Annotated in this window: 12 protein-coding genes; 7 read left to right on the top strand and 5 right to left on the bottom strand. The window is 59.4% G+C overall.

The features are described from left to right. Nucleotides 1–283: 283 nt before the first annotated feature. Nucleotides 284–2,884 carry a bifunctional aconitate hydratase 2/2-methylisocitrate dehydratase gene (gene acnB / locus QRN36_RS22045; protein ID WP_285426013.1) on the top strand — a complete coding sequence of 867 codons (2,601 nt, stop codon included), beginning with the start codon at nt 284–286 and terminating at the stop codon, nt 2,882–2,884. A 184-nt stretch (nt 2,885–3,068) separates the two neighbouring features. Here acnB and QRN36_RS22050 read toward each other — a convergent pair whose 3' ends face one another. Together QRN36_RS22050 and QRN36_RS22055 are read right to left on the bottom strand one after the other, a co-directional pair. Next, nucleotides 3,069–3,470 (bottom strand): hypothetical protein, encoded by a 402-nt coding sequence (locus QRN36_RS22050; RefSeq protein ID WP_285426014.1) that lies wholly within the window; start codon nt 3,468–3,470, stop codon nt 3,069–3,071. Nucleotides 3,471–4,108: 638 nt separating this feature from the next. Further along, on the bottom strand, nt 4,109–4,516 hold the full coding sequence (locus tag QRN36_RS22055) for a hypothetical protein (protein WP_285426015.1): 408 nt from the start codon (nt 4,514–4,516) through the stop codon (nt 4,109–4,111). Between the two features lie 197 nt (nt 4,517–4,713). Between QRN36_RS22055 and QRN36_RS22060 the strand changes: the two genes are divergently transcribed. Further along, complete coding sequence (locus tag QRN36_RS22060) at nt 4,714–5,046, top strand: aconitase family protein (RefSeq protein ID WP_373568785.1); 333 nt, start codon at nt 4,714–4,716, stop codon at nt 5,044–5,046. Between the two features lie 144 nt (nt 5,047–5,190). On the opposite strand, the gene QRN36_RS22065 is transcribed toward QRN36_RS22060, so the two are convergent. From QRN36_RS22065 to QRN36_RS22075, 3 genes are all read right to left on the bottom strand, one after another. Then, a complete protein-coding gene (locus QRN36_RS22065) occupies nt 5,191–5,607 on the bottom strand; it encodes a hypothetical protein (protein ID WP_285426016.1) in 417 nt (138 codons plus the stop codon). Beyond that, nucleotides 5,588–9,904 carry an RHS repeat-associated core domain-containing protein gene (locus tag QRN36_RS22070; RefSeq protein ID WP_285426017.1) on the bottom strand — a complete coding sequence of 1,439 codons (4,317 nt, stop codon included), beginning with the start codon at nt 9,902–9,904 and terminating at the stop codon, nt 5,588–5,590. The genes QRN36_RS22065 and QRN36_RS22070 overlap by 20 nt, the downstream gene beginning before the upstream one ends. 252 nt (nt 9,905–10,156) lie before the next feature. Continuing rightward, nucleotides 10,157–15,013 carry an NAD-glutamate dehydrogenase gene (locus QRN36_RS22075; RefSeq protein WP_285426018.1) on the bottom strand — a complete coding sequence of 1,619 codons (4,857 nt, stop codon included), beginning with the start codon at nt 15,011–15,013 and terminating at the stop codon, nt 10,157–10,159. 575 nt (nt 15,014–15,588) lie between these two features. Here QRN36_RS22075 and QRN36_RS22080 point away from each other — a divergent pair. The 5 genes from QRN36_RS22080 (at nt 15,589) to QRN36_RS22100 (ending at nt 19,722) form a co-directional block, all read left to right on the top strand. Then, nucleotides 15,589–15,948, top strand: a complete 360-nt coding sequence (locus QRN36_RS22080) for a hypothetical protein (protein WP_285426019.1) — start codon at nt 15,589–15,591, stop codon at nt 15,946–15,948. Nucleotides 15,949–16,262: 314 nt separating this feature from the next. Further along, the gene (locus tag QRN36_RS22085) at nt 16,263–17,222 is read left to right on the top strand and encodes a MoxR family ATPase (protein WP_285426020.1); all 960 of its coding nucleotides are present in this window, start codon (nt 16,263–16,265) and stop codon (nt 17,220–17,222) included. 4 nt (nt 17,223–17,226) lie between these two features. Beyond that, on the top strand, nt 17,227–18,171 hold the full coding sequence (locus QRN36_RS22090; RefSeq protein WP_285426021.1) for a DUF58 domain-containing protein: 945 nt from the start codon (nt 17,227–17,229) through the stop codon (nt 18,169–18,171). Next, a complete protein-coding gene (locus tag QRN36_RS22095; protein ID WP_093464081.1) occupies nt 18,168–18,662 on the top strand; it encodes a DUF4381 domain-containing protein in 495 nt (164 codons plus the stop codon). The genes QRN36_RS22090 and QRN36_RS22095 overlap by 4 nt, the downstream gene beginning before the upstream one ends. Then, nucleotides 18,655–19,722 (top strand): VWA domain-containing protein, encoded by a 1,068-nt coding sequence (locus QRN36_RS22100; protein ID WP_285426022.1) that lies wholly within the window; start codon nt 18,655–18,657, stop codon nt 19,720–19,722. Before QRN36_RS22095 ends, QRN36_RS22100 begins: the two co-directional genes overlap by 8 nt. Nucleotides 19,723–19,726 lie beyond the last annotated feature (4 nt).

Genomic DNA, 19,726 nt, shown 5'->3' on the forward strand with positions numbered 1-19,726 from the left:
CCTTTTAAGGCGCCAATGTCCGTTGGAAGCTGTTTTCAAAGCGTCACGAGCACAGTCAGGGCTTTCCTTGAAAGCCTACCCCGCAGACGGTTCCACGACGCAGGCTCGCCTGCGTCCCCTCCGCCGAACCGCTCATGCAGGCGTAAAACTTTGAAAACAGCTTCTGTTGGAAATCGTCAGCTTCCTGCCAAGAAACTCAAAAAGTTTTGACATGCACGGTCGCGGACCTTTTCCGGATGAGCGTCCCGGACACCCATTTGGGACCACTGATGAGGGTAATACTGTGCTTGAAGCCTACCGTAAACACATCGAAGAGCGTGCCGCCCAGGGTATCGTGCCCCAGCCGCTTAACGCCGAACAAACCGCAGGCCTGGTCGAGCTGCTGAAAAACCCACCGGCTGGCGAAGAAGCTGTCCTGCTTGACCTGATCACCAATCGCGTTCCACCTGGAGTTGACGAAGCTGCCTACGTCAAAGCCGGTTTCCTCTCCGCTCTGGCCAAGGGCGAAGTCACTTCCCCTCTGCTGGACAAGAAGCGCGCCGTCGAGCTGCTCGGCACCATGCAGGGCGGCTACAACATCGTCACCATGGTCGATCTGCTGGACGACGCCGAGCTTGCGCCGGTCGCCGCTGAGCAACTGAAGCACACACTGCTGATGTTCGACGCCTTCCACGACGTCGCGGAAAAAGCCAAGAACGGCAACGCACACGCTCAAGCCGTGCTGCAGTCCTGGGCTGACGGCGAGTGGTTCCAGAAGCGCCCGACCCTGGCCGAGAAAATCAGCCTGCGCGTCTTCAAAGTCACCGGCGAAACCAACACCGACGACCTGTCGCCTGCGCCTGATGCCTGGTCGCGCCCGGATATCCCGCTGCACGCCCTGGCCATGCTGAAAATGGCCCGCGACGGCATCGTGCCTGACGTGCAAGGCTCCATCGGCCCGATGAAGCAGATCGAAGAAATGCGCGGTCAAGGTTTCCCTATCGCCTACGTCGGTGACGTGGTCGGTACCGGTTCCTCGCGTAAATCGGCGACCAACTCGGTGCTGTGGTTCTTCGGTGATGACGTTCCTTACGTCCCGAACAAACGCGCCGGCGGCTTCTGCTTCGGCAGCAAGATCGCTCCGATCTTCTACAACACCATGGAAGATGCGGGCGCACTGCCTATCGAATTCGATGTGTCGAGCATCAACATGGGCGACGTCATCGACGTGTACCCGTACGAAGGCAAAGTCACCAAGCACGACAGTGACGAAGTCATCACCACGTTCGAACTGAAAACGCCAGTATTGCTGGACGAAGTTCGCGCTGGCGGCCGTATTCCGCTGATCATCGGTCGTGGCTTGACCGGCAAGGCGCGCGCCGAGCTGGGCCTGCCGCCTTCGACCCTGTTCAAGCTGCCAGAAGTCCCTGCTGCCAGCACCAAAGGCTTCACCCTGGCGCAGAAGATGGTCGGCAAGGCCTGTGGCACCGACGGCATCCGTCCGGGCACTTACTGCGAACCGAAGATGACCACCGTCGGCTCTCAGGACACCACAGGTCCGATGACCCGTGACGAACTGAAAGACCTCGCGTGCCTGGGCTTCTCCACCGATCTGGTGATGCAGTCCTTCTGCCACACCGCCGCTTATCCAAAGCCGATCGACGTCAAGACCCACCACACGCTGCCTGACTTCATCATGACCCGTGGCGGCGTTTCGCTGCGTCCGGGCGACGGCATCATCCACAGCTGGCTGAACCGCATGCTGCTGCCGGACACCGTGGGCACCGGTGGCGACTCGCACACCCGCTTCCCGATCGGTATTTCGTTCCCGGCCGGTTCCGGTCTGGTCGCCTTCGCCGCTGCCACTGGCGTCATGCCGCTGGACATGCCGGAGTCGATCCTGGTTCGCTTCAAAGGCAAGCTGCAACCGGGCGTTACCCTGCGCGACCTGGTTCACGCGATCCCTTACTACGCGATTCAGAAAGGCCTGCTGACCGTCGAGAAGAAAGGCAAGAAAAACGCCTTCTCGGGTCGCATCCTGGAGATCGAAGGTCTGGAAACCCTGACCGTCGAGCAAGCGTTCGAACTGTCTGACGCGTCGGCCGAGCGTTCCGCTGCCGGTTGCACCATCAAGCTGTCGAAAGAGTCGATCGCCGAGTACCTGAAGTCGAACATCACCCTGCTGCGCTGGATGATCGGCGAAGGCTACGGCGACCCACGTACTCTGGAGCGTCGTGCTCAGGCGATGGAAGCCTGGGTTGCCAACCCTGAGCTGCTGGAAGCCGATGCTGACGCTGAATACGCCGAAGTCATCGAAATCGATCTGGCCGACGTCAAGGAGCCTGTGCTGTGCGCGCCGAACGACCCGGACGACGCCCGTCTGCTGTCCAGCGTCGCTGGTGAGAAGATCGACGAAGTGTTCATCGGTTCGTGCATGACCAACATCGGCCACTTCCGCGCTGCGGGCAAGTTGCTGGATCAGGTCAAGGGCCAGCTGCCAACGCGTCTGTGGCTGTCGCCTCCGACCAAGATGGACGCCCATCAGCTGACCGAAGAAGGCTATTACGGCATCTACGGCAAAGCCGGTGCGCGCATGGAAATGCCGGGCTGCTCGCTGTGCATGGGTAACCAGGCACGCGTTGAGCCGAACTCCACTGTGGTCTCGACATCGACCCGTAACTTCCCGAACCGTCTGGGCGATGGTGCGAACGTTTACCTGGCTTCGGCTGAGCTGGCGTCCGTTGCATCGATCCTGGGTCGCCTGCCGACCGTCGAGGAATACATGGAGTACGCGGGCAAGATCGACAGCATGGCAGCCGATGTCTATCGCTACCTGAGCTTCGACCAGATCGCCGAATTCCGTGAAATCGCAGCCAACGCCAATATCCCGGTCGTTCAAGCGTAAGCACGTAATACCGCGTTGAAAAAGCCCCGCTTTGGCGGGGTTTTTTTTATGGCTAGAATTTTGAAGCTGACATGGAGAAAAAAGGCTTGGCCTCATGACCTATTGCTGTAGAACACGTCATGAACGCAAAATAAGCTAGAGGCTTGTGGAGAAGAAATTGACCAGATAAGTTTCGAGAAACACTCTAGTACTCCTCAGGCTCTCCATTGATATAGGTACTACAGCGTTGAAAATTAAAGCTTGCGACTGTAGCCTCAAATGCCCACTCAGCCCCGCTAGCGGCAATACGTATATCCTGCCCCTCTTTTGAGAAATCAAAAACAGCATAATCGGCATTTATCCAGTTTTCGATGCTGACATTTCTTACCCCACACCCTAAAAGCTCGATAACAATCACGTCATAATGCTTACCGTATATCCCCCATTTGGCTACCTCTATCGCAGGCCGTTGCCGAGTGTGAATATTCATACTGAATCTTCCTGCGCCCTCTAGGCCGAACTGCCCTAGATAAAGGGGCCCAGCGAGGCCATCCGGGAACAATTTTTTCAAAAACAGGTTGCCATCTATCATGTCTATTACATTCATGTTAAGCACCTAAAAATTATAATGCCCGTGGGTTCCGGGGACGAGTTCGGTCCCGCCCTCGCTCGCTGAACGTATACATACTAAGCTAACAGTAGATTACCAGTCTGGCTTATCTCAGCCGACAGAGGGGTACGGGAGTGAACCTTTGCCAGCCCTAAAATATATCGGCTAATAAATCCACGATTCGACTCCAGCCCTACTAGCCCCCTGGCTTTTCCCAATATCTAAGCAACTCCATCTCTCGCTCAAGGTCACTCATATCATCATCACCACGGCCATTATTAAACTTCTCTGAGACAACTCTTCTCACCTTGGCGAGACGGCGCGTTATTTGATTTTGATCTATGAACCGGGTGGTTTCAGTTCGTATTCGACCTCTGTTTGATCGGTAGGTGGTGCGTCGGCACGATTGTAGTAGTAACCGGCTATTTTTGTTTAAAGAAATCAGCAAATATTCGATCTCCTTCAATACAAACATGGCTCCCCACCTGAGAGCTCGATCATTTCATTCTTTTCGAGCATACTATTTCCTCTTGACAAATGTAGGATTGCCTCCATTCGTGTACATTACCACCTCATCAAACAAACAGGTATATGCATCCAACGGAAGCGTCGCGAAAACATTCTCCATTTCATTTTTATTTGATATAAGTACTGCCTGACTGAAAAATCAAGCCAGAACATGAAATTTGAAAAAACCTGCCTTCAGATTGACAGCTAATGAACAATCTATTTTCTCTAATCCAACAGAGCAGCGGTCCAGCGGTAAGTTTTTGCCAGTTCCGTATGGTTATATCATCCACCCCGGAACCGAGCAGCTTAATGACAATGACGTCATAGTTAACCCCCCAGATACCCCACTTCTTAATTTCCCTATCAGGCTGTTTTAAAACATGAATATTAAGCGAAAAGCTCCCCTCATCCAAACCAAACTGCCCTACCAACACATCACCTAAGCCTGACGGAAAGACAGACTGTAAAAAAATGTTATTATCAACACAGTCTACAAAGTTTTTATATACTACATCAGCAATTGTAGTATCCATGAGTACCCTCTACGGATCCGGTTTCCGGTCTGTCAAACGCCTAATATTTGAAGTACGGTTCCACCCATGAATTGGCACCGCGGTTACATGGCTATAGCCATGTCTTGACCATTAGTCTCCCTGCTGGTCGTAAAGCGACAGTAGCGAGGTTTAGACTTTTTATATTCTTGCTAACAAAACCATCATATCCCTCCTCCATGCAGGTTTTTGAACCAATTGACGGGAGCAGCTATTCCCGCATCTACAGCAGAACGAGCGCGCATGGAAATGGCCCAGCTGCTCCACTGTGCATGGATAACCAGACATGCGTTCAGTCGAACTCCACCGTTGTGTCGACATTGAACCGTAATTTCACGAACCGTTCGAGCGATGGCGCGAACGTTCAGCTGGCTTCGGCTGAGCTAGCGTTCGCTGCCTGGATCCTGGGTCGCCTGCCGATCGTCGGGGAATACAATGAGTACGCGGCCACGATCCACAGCGTGGCAGCTGATGTATCGTTTACCCTTCAGCCAGATCGTCGAATTACGTGAAATCGCAGCCAGCGCAACATTTTGGTTGTTCAAGCTTAAGCACGTTGTAAAGCGTTGAAAGAGGCCGCTTCGGAGTGCATGTGTGCTTTCCGAGCGCGGCCGCCTAAAAATTTCAAGAGCATCATTGAATCTCCATGTGAAATTTTAGCCGCGCGCTTCCTCATCTACATACGTTTCAGCTCCTTGGAAGACCAAGATCCCGAATAGAACCTCAAACTCCCAAGTTGGACCTCGTTGAGAGATACAGTATCGGTCACCATCCCTGCTGCACAATAGCTCAGCTTTTCCAAAGCAATCCCAGTTTTCAACTTTTATAATCTTCAGACCATCGCCGATAAATTTCAGAACCACAACGTTATAATTCGTCCCCCATACACCCCATTTTGGTATTTTTTTTGCCGGCTCGGTGTAGATATGCAAATTGATACTGAATCTGCCTTGATCCAATCCGAACTGCCCAATCAGAGCCTCGCCCACTCCTTCGGGATAAATAGATTCAACAAATACATCATTACCAGCGCACTCCAAAAACCTAGTCGCCTCAGTAATTATAGTGCCCATGCGTACCTTCCACAGTTCCAGTTTTAGGGTTTATGATTGGCCTGACGTTGAAATGTGGCTCTGCGCCCCTGAAAGGCACTGCTTTCAAATGGCCATAGCTGTGATCCTGAATAATTATTCGCGCACCTTTAATATCCAAGAAATAATATTGCCTGGTATAAACCATTCGCCCTTTTTTATAAACATAGCCGTCATAACCATCTAACAACTTCTCGTTGCCCACCGAATAGGGAGACTGAGTCAACGGAATGTCCGCGTCTCGCTTGGCCTGCCTGAACGCATCTCTTCGACTCTTCCCTTGATAGGACGATTTCTTGTTGGGAGTACAACTCCACCCCCACGGATCTACCCACCCCACCGGATTCGGCGCGTATTGGTACAGGTTCAGTCCGCCCGCCAATCCGATCGGGTCCGGGGTTGTAAAGCGGCCTATATCCGGATCGTAGAACCTGAAGGTGTTGTAGTGCAGTCCGGTTTCACGATCAAGGTATTGGCCCTGGAAGCGCAGGTTCTGGTTTTCGACGAAGTGGGCTTCGCGGGTTTCCCGGGCGGTGTTGCCCCAGACTCGGTAGCGCGCCTGCCATACAGGCTGGCCGTCGGCCTCGGTAAGTTGTTCCGGCAGGCCGTTGAGGTCGTTGTGGTAATAGCGGACGGTCTGGTGTTCGCCTCGGCCATCGACGCGGGCCAAGGGCTCGTGGCTTCCGTCGGCGTAGAGGTAAAGGGTCGGCAGGCTGTTTTGCGCTTCCTGCAGCAGGCGCAGACCGTCCCACGTGAATCGGGTCTCGCTGAGCACATGACCGGCGGGATGGAGCAACGTTTTGCCGATGCGTCGGCCCAGCGGGTCGTAGGTCATGCGCACGACATGACGGTCGGGGTTTCGCACTTCGATGAGGCGGCTTTCGGCATCGTAGACGAACCGCTGCAGGCCGCGCGCGGCGCTGCGTTTCTCGATCAGGCGACCGAAGCTGTCGTATCGATAGCGTTTGTCCTCGTAAGACACGAGCCGGTTATGAGTGACCCGACCGTTGCGCGATGGCGGGCCGTCCATGAGGTTGGCCGCGGGATCGTAGGCGAATTGCTCCAGCAGCCCGCTCTGGCTGTCCTGAGTGGACAGGATCCGACCGCTGGCGTCGTACGCCAACAGGGTGCGGTGGTGTTCATGATGTTGGTGATCGACCCGGCCGGTCAGGTTGTCGATCAGGTCGTACTCGTAATCTTTCGAGCTGTCGGCTGGCAGCGGTCTGGGGCGGCTGACGTGCTGACGCGTGCGTGAGTGCAGCCGGCCGCTGCGATCGTAGGCGCTGCGCGTGTGGATCTGGCCTTGGGTTCGCATCACTTCGCGGTGCAGACGATCGCGCTCGAAATCGCAGATGACCTCACCGTCCAGGTTGATCTGGTGCAGGTGACCGCTGCCGTAGAGCAGCCGATTTATCCAGCGCCCATCGGGCGTGCGGGTCTGGATCAGGTTGCCGAGTTCGTCGTACCGATGATGAAGCGTGCCAGTGGCGGTGGTTTCGCTGAGCAATTGACCCAGACCGTCGTAGCAGAACCCGATGCTTTGCCGATCGCCGTCCGGATCGGTAAAGCTGACTTCGACGAGATTGTCGAGTGCATCGTAGTCATACGCAGTGCGCCCATCGTCGGTCAGTCTGGCGAGCAGCCGGCCAACAGCGTCTCGCTCCAGCACATGGACGATGGCTTCCTCGCCCGCTACCTGACGGATCCAGACCGGATTATCCAGCGCGTCGTAGCGGTAGTGGCGCTGGCCACCATCCAGGTTCTGCCAGGACGAAAGTCGGTCACCGGCGTCCCAGCCAAAGCGGTAGGTTTCGCCGTTCTCGTTGATCAGGGCATCCAGCCGGCCGTAAGCGTCGTAGTGATAGTCGACCGCTCGTTCATGAGGATCCAGACGTCTTTGCAGCTGACCCCGCCGGTTGTACTGGTATCGCGTGAGGTCCCCGGCGGCGTTGACGTAACCGATGAGCAAACCGCTGTCGTCTCGCAGGAAACGCTCGATGCGCCCGACCGGCGACTCGCGTTGCAGCAAACGTCCCTGAGCGTCATGGCAGTAATCAGTGGGCTCGCCAAATGCGTCGGTAATGCGGTTCAGAAAGCCGAGCCGGTCGTACTGAAACTCGGTCGTGTACCCCGAGCAGTCAACGTAAGCGAGCAACTGCCCGAACGCGTTCCAGCGCAGCTGCTTGCTCTTGCCGCTGGCATCGATGATTTCGACGACCCGGCCATCCTCGTCGAAACGGTAGCGAGTCACCTGACCCAACGGGTCAGCTTCATGGGTGCGATTGCCGCGCGCATCGTAGCGGTAGTGCCAGTGATTGCCCGCCGCATCGGCTTGCGCGCGGGGCAGCGACCAATGCTCCAGCCATAGCGTTGACTCGGTGCGCCCGAGCGGATCTTTGGTCGAACTCAGGTTGCCGGCTTCGTCATAGCCGAATGTCCAGAGGCCAAGAGCAGGGTCGGTTGCGCTGATCAGCTGACGCTCATCGTTCCACACGAACTGCCACGTCTGGTCGAGGTTATCGGTGAACTCGGTGATCTGATGCTGACTGTCCCATCGGCGCACGCTGCGGCGATTCAGGCCGTCAGTGACAACGGTGCTGCCCGCACTCAGGTCGTACGCGAAACGATATGCGTCGCCATCATCGGTCCAGTGGTGAATCACCCGCCACTCGCGGGCATCAATCAGGGCCCATTCATAGAAACAGCGCAGCCCGGAGGGCAACTGGTGTTCAACCATGTGGCGCCGGGCGTCATAGGCGAAACGCCGCTGAACCTTGTCCAGCGAATCGTGCACTTCGCGCAGATTGCCCTCTGCGTCATAGGCGTAGCGGACCAGAACCGCGCCAGGTCCGTCATCGAACAGCCGCTCGACGTGGGCGATCCGCCCCGGCCATTGCGCCGAGTACACCAACCTGATGCGGACGATATCGAGCGCGTCATGCAAGTGCGCAAGGCGTCCCTGCGCGTCGTACACCAGATGAATACGGTTGTCGTTGCGGTCTCCCAGTTGACTGAGCCGTAAGCACGTGGGCGCGACGAGGTTCGGCTCGAACAGCCGGTACACCCCGTCCTCGCTCTCGATCAGCAGTCGCCCGTCGGCATGCCGCCTGACCGCCAGCCCCTCGCCCGGACTGAATACCGCGCTGCCGGGCGTGATTGCGCCCATGTCGATTCGCCGCGCCTGTTCGTCGACATAAATCAGCCGCTCGCCGCCTTCCGCGAGTGGCTCGAGCTCTACACTCACCTCAAACGGCACGCTCCAGCCCGCGCCCAACAGCCCGTGGCGACGCTCATCCCGACTGCTGTAGAAGCGCTGCCACTGAATGGGCAACATGCCGGGCAATACGAAATCCAGTTCCTCAGGCCCGCCGAGCACCTTGGCGCCTGTTGCCGCATGCACCGGGTTTGGCGAACCGGAAACCGCTCTACTCAATGCCTCGGCGACCGCCCCCACGGCATAAGCGTTGGCGGTGCCCAGCAACAGACAGGGCAGATTGCTCACGAATGCTGCCGGGCCACCGCGCAGCATCATCAGTGCAGAAACGGCCAGGCCGACGCCCGGCGTCTTGCCACTGCGGATGGTGCGCACGACCGCCTTGCCGCCACCAATGCGCACGTTCGGCGATATTGATCCCGATGAAACCACTGTGGCGTCGCAGGTACTGCGATCGGCGCTGCGCACCGCGGGCTGGCCGTTGATGAACACCGAGCTCGAGCCCTCGGCCAGGTACTGCCCCGGTGTGCCGGGATGTCTGTCGCAAAGGATCTGATCGTCCGGCAGCGGCGAGGCGCCGGGATCCGGGGTCGCCACGGTAGGTCGCCACAGCTCGGAGAAAAAGCCTTTGGCCACGTCCAGAAAAGTGCCCTCCGGCACCGGGTCTTCAGGCAGGTCGTCAGGAGCAGAGGCAGTGGCGCCGGCGGCCCGCGCGGCTGGCAGTCCGTTGATGAAAACGTTGTGCGAGCCCGTTGAGATACGCGCACAGACGGTCGGCGGGAAAAGATCATTGGCCAGGTTTTCGCAAAACTCAGTCAGCTGGCTGTTTGCGCCAGTGAGGTGCATGCCAACCGTGACGGCGCCCCCGACGACCACACCCAGCACACAGGCGCCGAGGCCGGCTGTGGCGACGGTCGCGCCCGCAGCGGCGACGATCGCCGCACTCACCAGAGCACCGACTCCCACCGTGGCGAACACCTCGAGCGCGCCACCGAACACGTCGGCCATCACTGAACTATGGGCAAGGGCGTCACCCTGACGGGCAGCCCAAAGGGCGTCAGACATTCCGTGTTCCGCGCTGAGAAAAGCGCGAAATCTAGAGGCTAAAACCGCCGCTGTCTGAGCGCAGAAACACAAAAGGAGAGCGCTGCAGGTTTTTCCGAAAAGGACTACAACGCGCTGACTACAGGTCCTATCCGATGGGAGGAATCCCCTCACCTACAGCCTGGCGATGCCCCTGCGGACGTCCTCATCGCCCCCAAACAAAAAAGCCCCGCATCTCTCGATGCGGGGCTTTGGTGACGACTCAACCGAACTTTACACCACGACGGTTTGCCCGCTCATGGCCAGGTCCAGCAGCTCACGGTTGGCAACGGCGTACATCGCGTAGTCATTGCCACTGGCCGCACGCAATTCGACCAGCATCGCGCGCCAGCGCTCGACCATCGGCAGATGCTGCTCCAGCCAGAGGTTCAGACGCTCTTCCACGTCCGCAGGGCCGTTGGCCATTTGCAGAACGGACACCGTGATCGCTCGCTGTTGCCAGTCGATGTCATCACGGAAGGCCTCGCGTGCCAGCGCCTGCCAGTTGTTCTCCACCGGCAGGGCACTGATTTGCTGCAGGTACCAGGTCACGTCCAGCGAACTGCCCACCGCGAAGTACACCTTCGCGACATCGGCAGCGTTCTGGCCAGTGACATCCGACGCCTCGATGATTGGCAACAGCGTATACAAGTGGGTCGTGCCCGCGACCATGCGCGCCAGCAGTTCCGGCACGCCCGCATCGACGTACTCCTTGTAACGTTCTTGCCAGACTTCGCGAGTCGGCCCTTCCAGCAGTTCGTCCAGTTTCAGTCCCAGTGCCGCGATATGCGGACCGAAATGCGCCACGTCGCGTGCCGCATCCAGTTCGTTTCGACGGCTGCGCAGGAACCAGCGGGTGGCGCGACGGCCCAGACGCATCAGCTCATCCATCAGCGCCAGCTGGATCTCAGCCGGGACCTTGTAGTCCAGCGCTTCGATCTGACGGAACCAGTGCGGCAGATGGAAAATGTCGCGCACGATCACATAAGCGCCGGCCACGTTGGCAGCGCTCATGCCGGTCGACTCCTTGAGCCGCTGCACGAACGTGATGCCCATGTGATTGACCAGATCGTTGGCGATCTGCGTGCTGACGATTTCGCGTTTCAGGCGATGGCGACGCATGGACTCGGAGAATTTCGCACCCAGTGACGGCGGGAATGCCGTCTCCATGTCACGCGCCAGATAGTCATCATCCGGCACACGGGATTCGAGCAACGCTTCCTTGAGGTCAATCTTGCTGTAGGAGATCAGTACCGACAGCTCCGCCCGGGTCAGGCCCTTCTTCTCGGCAATGCGTTCGGCCAGTTGGTCTTCGGCAGGCAGGAATTCGATGGCCCGATCCAGCTTGCCACGGGACTCCAGATCGCTCATCAGGCGCTTGTATTCGGCAATGCGCTCATAGGCACGACGTGCCGCCAGCGACAAGGCCTGGGTCTGCTTGTAGTTGTTGCCAAGCACCAGGTTGCCCACTTCATCGGTCATGCTTTCGAGCAGCAGATTGCGCTGCTTCTCCGTCATGTCACCGGCCTGCACCACTTCGTTGAGCAGGATCTTGATGTTCACTTCATGGTCGGAGCAGTCAACGCCGCCAGCGTTGTCGATGAAATCGGTGTTGGTTGCACCGCCCAGCAGACCGAATTCGACGCGACCCAGTTGGGTCATGCCCAGGTTGCCGCCCTCACCCACGACCTTGCAGCGCAACTGATTGCCGTTGACGCGCAGGGCGTCGTTGGCCTTGTCGCCGACGTCGGCGTGGCTTTCGGTACTGGCTTTGACGTAGGTGCCGATGCCACCATTCCACAACAGGTCCACTGGCGCCATGAGCAATGCATGCATCAGCTCGGTCGGGGTCAGCTTGTCTGCAGTGATGTCGAAACGCTCCTTCATCTGCGGCGTGATGGTGATGCTCTTCGCGCTGCGCGGGAAGATACCGCCACCTTCGGACATGATGCTGGTGTCGTAATCGGTCCACGCCGAACGTGGCAGGTCGAACAGACGCTGACGCTCGGCGAAGCTGCTTGCAGGCTCCGGGTTGGGGTCGATGAAGATGTGCAAGTGGTTGAACGCCGCTACCAGCTGCAACTTGTCGGACATCAAAAGGCCGTTGCCGAACACGTCGCCCGCCATGTCGCCGACGCCGATCACGCTGATGCTGTCCTGCTGAACGTTGATGCCGCGTTCACGGAAGTGACGCTGCACTCCCACCCAGGCACCTTTGGCGGTGATACCCATCTTCTTGTGGTCGTAACCGGCAGAACCACCGGAAGCGAATGCGTCGCCCAACCAGAAGCCGTAGTCGATGGCGATGCCGTTGGCGATGTCGGAGAAAGTCGCCGTTCCCTTGTCGGCCGCCACGACCAGATAGGGGTCGTCGTCGTCATGACGCACAACGTTGGCAGGTGGCACCAATGCGCCTTCTTTCAGGTTGTCGGTGATGTCGAGCAGACCGGAAATGAAGATGCGATAGCAGGCAATCGCCTCTGCCTGAATTTCGTCGCGGGTGCCGGTGGTCGGCAGACGACGCGGCAGGAAGCCGCCTTTGGCGCCTACCGGCACGATGACCGAGTTTTTCACCTGCTGAGCCTTCACCAGACCCAGCACTTCGGTGCGGAAGTCTTCTTCGCGGTCGGACCAGCGCAGACCGCCACGCGCCACATTACCGAAGCGCAAATGGACGCCCTCGACCCGCGGCGAGTAGACGAAGATTTCGAATTTCGGCACCGGCTTGGGCAATTCAGGGATCAGACGCGGATTGAACTTGAAGCTGAAGTAGCTCTTGCTCTGACCATTGGCATCCGTCTGATAGAAGTTGGTGCGCATGGTCGCTTTGATGAGATCAAGGTAGCGACGCAGGATGCGGTCTTCGTTGAGCACCTGAACGCCATCAAGAGCCGTGAGGATCGCCTGCTCCAGACGCTGCTGCATGTCGTCCAGATCGCCGCCGGTCAGCTTGCGCGCCAGATAGAAGCGGGTCTTGAACAGACGCGTCAGCTCACGGGCGATGTCCGCATGGTTGTTCAGGGTGCTGGCGATGTAGCCCAGATCGAAGCCCAGACGAATCTGCTTCAGGTAGCGGGCATAGGCGCGCAGCAATGCGACGTCGCGCCATGGCAGGCCGGCGGTCAGCACCAGCCGGTTGAAGGCATCGTTTTCCGCCTCGCCGCGCACGATGTGGACGAAGGCATCCTGCAACGTGTCGTTGAGCTGTTGCAGGTCCAGCTTCAGACCTTCGCCATAGGTGAAGGCGAAATCGTGAATCCAGAACTCCCGACCGTTGGTGTGGCGCAGGCGGTAAGGGAATTCGCCCAGCACGCGCAGGCCCAGGTTTTCCAGGATCGGCAGCACGTCGGACAGCGCCAGCGGCGTGTCGGCGTGGTAGAGCTTGCAGTGCAACTGCGCCTTGTCGCCGGACAGAGGCTGATAAAAGCTCATCACCAACGGATTGCTTTCGGACAGGCTCAGCACATGCTGCATGTCCACAACAGCGGAATGCGCGGCGAAACGCTCGCGATAACCTGCCGGAAAGCCCTTCGGGAAGTCGGCCAGGACATTGGTGCCCTGAGCTTCGCCGAAGCTCTCGACGATCAGGCTGGCGTAGTCGTCCTTCCAGGAACGGCAGGCCTGAATGACCTCGTTTTCCAGCTGCTGCGGATCGATGTCCAGCGTGACCTTCGGATCTACGCGCAGGATGAGCTGCACGCGGGCCAGAACGGACTCGGAGAAGAAGGTCCAGAACTCGCAATCGCTGGCTTTGAGGCGCTCCATCAGCACTTGCTGGATCTTCTGCCGCACTTCGGTCGAATAAACGTCGCGCGGCACGTAGGCCAGGCAATAGCAGAAACGCCCGTAAGGATCCTTGCGCAGGAAGACGCGGATCTTGTTGCGTTCCTGGATCTGCACGATGGACATGACCGTGGTGAACAGCTCGTCCACCGGCGTCTGGAACAGGTCGTCGCGCGGCAGGACTTCGACCACCTGGGCCAATTCCTTGCCCAGGTGCGCCTTGGCATCGAAACCGGAACGACGCTCGACCTCGGCGACCTTGCGACGGATGTATGGAATGTTGCGCACGCTTTCGCCATACACCGACGAGGTGTAAAGGCCCATGAAACGGCATTCCTTGATGACGTTGCCGTCGGCGTCGATCTGACGGATCGATACATAGTCCGGGTACGCCGGGCGGTGCACGCGGCTCGGGTGAGCGGCCTTGGCGAAGGACAGCAGCGTAGGCTCCTGCAGGTAATTCACTGCATACCCTTCGATGTGCAGGTCTTCGGCGGTGAGGCCGGCGCGCAGCAGCTTGGTCAGGCCGAGAAACGAAGACTGATCGTAGGTGAGCTGGCCACCCTCGCCGTCGCCATCGACGGTGAATTCCTCATAGCCCAGAAAGGTGAAATGGTTGTCGACCAGCCATTCCAGGAACACCTTGACCTCGGACTTCTCGTCCGGGTCGACGTTGTAGCCAATGCTGTCGATACCGGCCAGCAGCTCATGCAACTTAGCCTTCATCGGCTCAAAATCTTCGACTGCAACACGCACTTCGCCGAGCACCTGCTCCAGCTCGCGGGCCAGCACATTCAATTCGGCTGCGTTGGCGCAACGGTCGATTTCCAGGTACATCAACGATTCTTGCAGAACGCCATCACCGCTTGTGCCCTTGGGCAGCAGCTCGACCAACTGGCCCTTCTCGTCACGGCGCACGCTCAGCACGGTGGTCTGCAGCGTATGGATGCTGTAGCCGCGACGGTTCAGCTCGGTGCGAACCGAATCCACCAGAAACGGCAGGTCGTGATGCAGGACTTCAACGGCGGTGTGCGTCGATTGCCAGCCATGACGCTCGTAATCGGGGTTATAGACCCGGACTTGCGGCGTGGCGTGTTCGAAACGCTCGAGCAGGCGCCAGGCCGACAGGGTGCAACCGGCGAGGTCGGAGAGCCTGCGCTGGGTCAGTTCGTCGAGGGAAATGATGCCGAAGAATTGATCGGCGAACAGCGCCACTTGTGGCAGTGCCTGTTCACTGATGTGCTGAGCCAGTGCCGCTCGCAGTTGGTGCTGGAAGTCGGACTTGCTGGCTGCGGTGAAGAACGCCATCTGTGGTACTCCGCTTGGCTTGAGCTTTTATATAGGAGAGATGCGTGGTATCGGGGCCATGTGCCACGTTTGCGCCTGATCGATGATAGTCAGCAAAACGTGACAGCGAGCAGAGCGATTCGCTTTGCCTGAAGTACTAACGCCTGTCGTGTGTGCGTCGTCACATCGAATTGGCCCGGATGACGATCGACGCGGCGTCTGCCCAGGCAGGCTCGGCCGCGCGTCCGTTCATCTGCTGCGCAGCTTAACGAGAGCGACCCCGCACCTGCTTGCGGTGCTGCGACATATTCGGACATCAGCCTGCTGCCTGTTGTTTCCCTTTGAGCAAGAATGCCCCAGCGAAGAGTGGGTGTATGTAGACCGGTTCAGCGCAGATCGTCGAACGATGCGCCAGAAGTTGCAGGATATTTCCCACGTTCGTAGGAATTGCCAACTTTGCTTTTTTTATTCCTACGGTGCGCGTCCGCAAAAGTATCGGCCCCCGTCATCAGGAATCCGGTCGGGCAAAGCGCAAAATTTCTTCAGGACTGGCAAAATCATCGTCTGCCCACCACTTGAGCCTCAGGACCACGCCCATGCAAATCACCACCGACAGCTTCATCCATAACCCTTGCGACGAGGAAGAAGATGACATGGCGCTGGCCTGTTGCCACGGCAGCAATGGCGACCTTTTTTTGCTGGCGCGCTTCCCTGACGAAGACGAAGTGGACATCACCTTCCGCGACGACACCATTCATGTCGAACACCTCAGCGTCACGCTCGGCGCACAACGGCTGATGGTGGAAATCGATGCCACGGACGCCAGACCCTTCGATGGCCAGACAATTTTTGAAATCCGGCACAGCACCCCCGCCAGCGAACTGGCCGACCTGGATGCAACGCTGCGGATTATCCTGAGGGATGTCGGCACCTACACCAGCGAAATCAGCGCCTGAACGCTTCTGGTGCCAGCGTTCTCAGCCAGTGCTCGACCGCCTCCCTGAATCGCTTGCCACTGTCAACCGCCAGGTAGCGGACAGGCAGCATGACGTCGGTATCCAACCGCCTTGACATCGAACAACACAGGTGCGGCAAAACGCCGATCTTCGCCGGACTTGTCAGGCAATTCTCATTTTCGCCTCATACATGGCCGAAATTGCCGAAAAAAGCCTGAGCCGGTTAGTCGCCGCCCCTCCGGATGGATTAAAGTAACGCCCCCAGCTTCGGCGCCCCTTGGCGCTGCTGCCTCCCCTGCCAGGAACTGTCATCGATGGAACATCGTGAAGCGTTGATCGCGCTGCGAACCTTTCTCTCTACTCAGATTCTGGGGCAGGAGAAACTGGTCGAGCGACTTCTGATCGCGCTGCTGGCCGACGGTCACATGCTGGTCGAAGGCGCGCCGGGTCTGGCCAAGACCAAGGCGATCAAAGAGCTGGCCGAAGGCATCGAAGCACAGTTCCACCGGATACAGTTCACGCCCGACCTGTTGCCCGCCGACATCACCGGCACGGAAATCTATCGCCCTGAAACCGGCAGCTTCGTGTTTCAGCAAGGCCCGATTTTCCACAACCTGGTGCTGGCCGATGAAATCAACCGCGCGCCGGCCAAGGTGCAGTCGGCGCTGCTCGAAGCCATGGCCGAGCGCCAGGTCAGCGTAGGCCGCAGCACCTATGACCTGTCGCCCCTGTTTCTGGTGATGGCCACGCAGAACCCGATCGAGCAGGAAGGCACCTACCCGCTGCCCGAAGCTCAGCTCGACCGCTTCCTCATGCACGTCAAGATCGGCTTTCCGGACGCCACGGTGGAGCGCAAGATTCTCCAGCAGGCCCGCGGCGAAGCGCTCAACGGCGAAACCAAGCCCGAGCGTCGCGTCAGCCAGCAGGCCATCTTTGCCGCACGCAAGGAAATTCTCGGCCTGTACATGGCCGACGCGGTCGAGGAATACCTGGTGCAGCTGGTCATGGCGACCCGCACACCGGCCAAGTTCGACGCTGAGCTTGCCGAATGGATCGGCTACGGCGCCAGCCCACGCGGTTCGATTTCCCTGGACCGCTGCGCACGCGCCCACGCGTGGCTGGCCCGCCGGGACTTCGTCAGCCCCGAGGACATACAGGCCATGGTCTTCGACGTACTTCGCCACCGCATCATTCTGTCGTTCGAGGCCGAAGCCGCAGGCATCGATCAGGACCGTGTGATCCAGCGCATTCTCGACGTCGTTGCCGTCGCCTGACCCCATGCAACCCTACCTGATCTCCCAACCGGGCATCCGCATCAGCCTCGCCGAGCTGATCGAGATGCGTCATCGGGTGCGCGAAGTGCAGCTGTTTTCAACACCGAGCCAGCGCAGCCCGCTGATCGGACTGCATCATTCCAAGCTGCGCGGCCGAGGCGTCGATTTTGATCAGGTGCGCGTCTATCAGGCGGGCGATGACGTCAGGACCATCGACTGGCGGGTCACGGCCCGGACGCAGGAGCCGCACACCAAACTGTTTCACGAGGAGCGTGAGCGACCCATCTTCATCATGGTCGAACAGAGCCGGCGGCTGTTCTTCGGCTCGGGGCTGATGTTCAAGTCGGTGCTGGCCGCGCAGGCCGCGGCGCTGGTGGGTTGGGCCGCGCTGGGCCACAACGACCGGGTCGGCGGCCTCGTGTTCGGCGACAACCAGCACTACGAAATCAAGCCACGGCGCAGCAAGCAGAGCCTGTTGCAGCTGCTCAACCGGCTGGTGCGGGTCAATCAGTCGCTGCACACCGAAGCAGTGGCCGATCGCGACACGTTCGGCGTCGCCCTGCGCCGCGCCCGGGAAGTGCTGCGCCCGGGCAGTCTGGTCATCATTCTGTGTGACGAACGTGCCCTGTCCGACTCGGCTGAACAACAGTTGGCGCTGCTGTCCCGGCATTGCGATCTGTTGCTGCTGCCGCTTTCCGACCCGCTCGACCACGCCCTCCCTGCCGCGGGCCTGTTGCGCTTCGCCGACCGAGGCGCACAACTGGAGCTGGACACGCTCAATCCGGATCTGCGTCAGGCCTATCGGGCTCAGGGCGAGGCGCGTCAGGCGCGCTGGGAGCTGTTGGCAAAGAAACTGCGCGTGCTGTTGATGCCGCTGAGCACGCAGCGTGAAATGGTCGAACAGCTGCGCGAGTACCTCACAGGCGAACAGCCGGTGAAACAAACATGAGTTCGCTGGACCAACTGCAACCGCTGATCCTCCCGGAGCCAGTGGGTTTCTGGCCGCCCGCTCCAGGCTGGTGGCTGCTGCTGGTCCTGTTGCCGGTGTTGGGCTACGGGTTGTGGCGGGCACGCGTTTGGCTGCCCAAAAGAGCTGCTGACGAAAACGCCGAACAGCCGCTCGATCCCTTGCGTCAGGCCGCGCTGATCGAGCTTTCGCAGATGCCCAAACCCTATGACGGCGCCCCTGCCGGTGCCTGGCTGCAGCAAATCAACGGCCTGCTCAAACGCCTGTGCCGCAACCACTACCCGTACAGCCAGAGCCACACGCTCAACGGCCGCAAGTGGCTGGCGTTTCTGGATAACCGCTGCCCGGCGGCGGGCCTCACGCGCTGGATGATCCTGGTCGAAGGCGCCTACAAGCCCGAATGCAAGCTTGACGACAAAGCCATCAACGGCCTGACCCAATCGGTCGAGACATGGATTCGCAAGCATGTTTGAGTTCGCCTGGCCGTGGGCCTTCGTCCTGCTGCCGCTGCCATGGCTGCTGCGCTTCGTGTTGCCGCCGGCAGACAGCGGCGAAGCAGCGTTGAAAGTCAGCTTCCTGAACGAACTCGAAGGCCTGGCCGGTCGCCGTGCCCGGGCTCATCTGCCGGGCTGGCGACGGCAGCTGCCCTTCGTCACGCTGTGGCTGTTGCTGCTGGTCGCCGCCGCTCGCCCTCAATGGCTCGGCGAGCCGTTACCGGTCGCGGCCAGCGGTCGTGACCTGCTGGTTGCCGTGGACGTTTCGGGGTCGATGGATTATCCGGACATGGTCTGGCAGAACGACGAAGTCAGTCGTCTGACGCTGGTCAAGATGTTGCTCGGCGATTTTCTCGAGCACCGCCGGGGCGACCGCGTCGGCCTGATCCTGTTCGGCAGTCAGGCGTACTTGCAGGCGCCCCTGACCTTCGACCGCAGGACCGTTCGCGTCTGGCTGGACGAAGCGCGGATCGGCATTGCGGGCAAGAACACTGCCATTGGCGACGCCATCGGCCTGGCCCTGAAGCGTCTGCGCCTGCGTCCGGCGCAAAGCCGGGTGCTGATTCTGGTGACCGACGGCGCCAACAATGCGGGCCAGATCGACCCGGCCACCGCCGCGCGCCTGGCGGCCAGTGAAGGCGTGAAGATCTACCCGATCGGCATCGGCGCCGATCCGGACAAAGGCGCGACCAGCATTCTGGGGCTCAATCCGAGCCTGGACCTGGATGAACCGGCGCTGCGTGAAATCGCGGCAATCAGCGGCGGGCAGTACTTCAGGGCGCGGGATGGCGTGCAACTGGCACGGATCGGCAAGGCGCTCGACACCCTGGAGCCTGTCGCGCAACAGCCGACCCGGGCGCGCCCCGCGTTAGCGCTTTATCACTGGCCGCTGTCGATGGCACTGGTGTTGAGCGTGTTGCTGGTCATCCAGGAACGCTGGCCGAACAACCCGCTCTCCCGACTCCTCGCCCGGCAACCGGTGCTCATTCAGGGCACGACGTGGCGCCAGCGCTTCAAGCGTCTGCGGAGGCACCGATGATCAC

This window comes from Pseudomonas sp. efr-133-TYG-103a, from assembly GCF_030209235.1.
Classification (GTDB): Bacteria; Pseudomonadota; Gammaproteobacteria; order Pseudomonadales; family Pseudomonadaceae; genus Aquipseudomonas.

What these genes read in the sequence shown, in the direction of transcription:
- QRN36_RS22050 (WP_285426014.1), bottom strand. Translation starts at nt 3,470, where the DNA reads ATGAATGTAATAGACATGATAGATGGCAACCTGTTTTTGAAAAAATTG.
- QRN36_RS22065 (WP_285426016.1), bottom strand. Translation starts at nt 5,607, where the DNA reads ATGGGCACTATAATTACTGAGGCGACTAGGTTTTTGGAGTGCGCTGGT.
- QRN36_RS22095 (WP_093464081.1), top strand. Translation starts at nt 18,168, where the DNA reads ATGAGTTCGCTGGACCAACTGCAACCGCTGATCCTCCCGGAGCCAGTG.
- QRN36_RS22085 (WP_285426020.1), top strand. Translation starts at nt 16,263, where the DNA reads ATGGAACATCGTGAAGCGTTGATCGCGCTGCGAACCTTTCTCTCTACT.
- QRN36_RS22080 (WP_285426019.1), top strand. Translation starts at nt 15,589, where the DNA reads ATGCAAATCACCACCGACAGCTTCATCCATAACCCTTGCGACGAGGAA.
- QRN36_RS22070 (WP_285426017.1), bottom strand. Translation starts at nt 9,904, where the DNA reads ATGTCTGACGCCCTTTGGGCTGCCCGTCAGGGTGACGCCCTTGCCCAT.
- QRN36_RS22055 (WP_285426015.1), bottom strand. Translation starts at nt 4,516, where the DNA reads ATGGATACTACAATTGCTGATGTAGTATATAAAAACTTTGTAGACTGT.
- QRN36_RS22075 (WP_285426018.1), bottom strand. Translation starts at nt 15,013, where the DNA reads ATGGCGTTCTTCACCGCAGCCAGCAAGTCCGACTTCCAGCACCAACTG.
- QRN36_RS22100 (WP_285426022.1), top strand. Translation starts at nt 18,655, where the DNA reads ATGTTTGAGTTCGCCTGGCCGTGGGCCTTCGTCCTGCTGCCGCTGCCA.
- QRN36_RS22060 (WP_373568785.1), top strand. Translation starts at nt 4,714, where the DNA reads ATGCAGGTTTTTGAACCAATTGACGGGAGCAGCTATTCCCGCATCTAC.
- QRN36_RS22090 (WP_285426021.1), top strand. Translation starts at nt 17,227, where the DNA reads ATGCAACCCTACCTGATCTCCCAACCGGGCATCCGCATCAGCCTCGCC.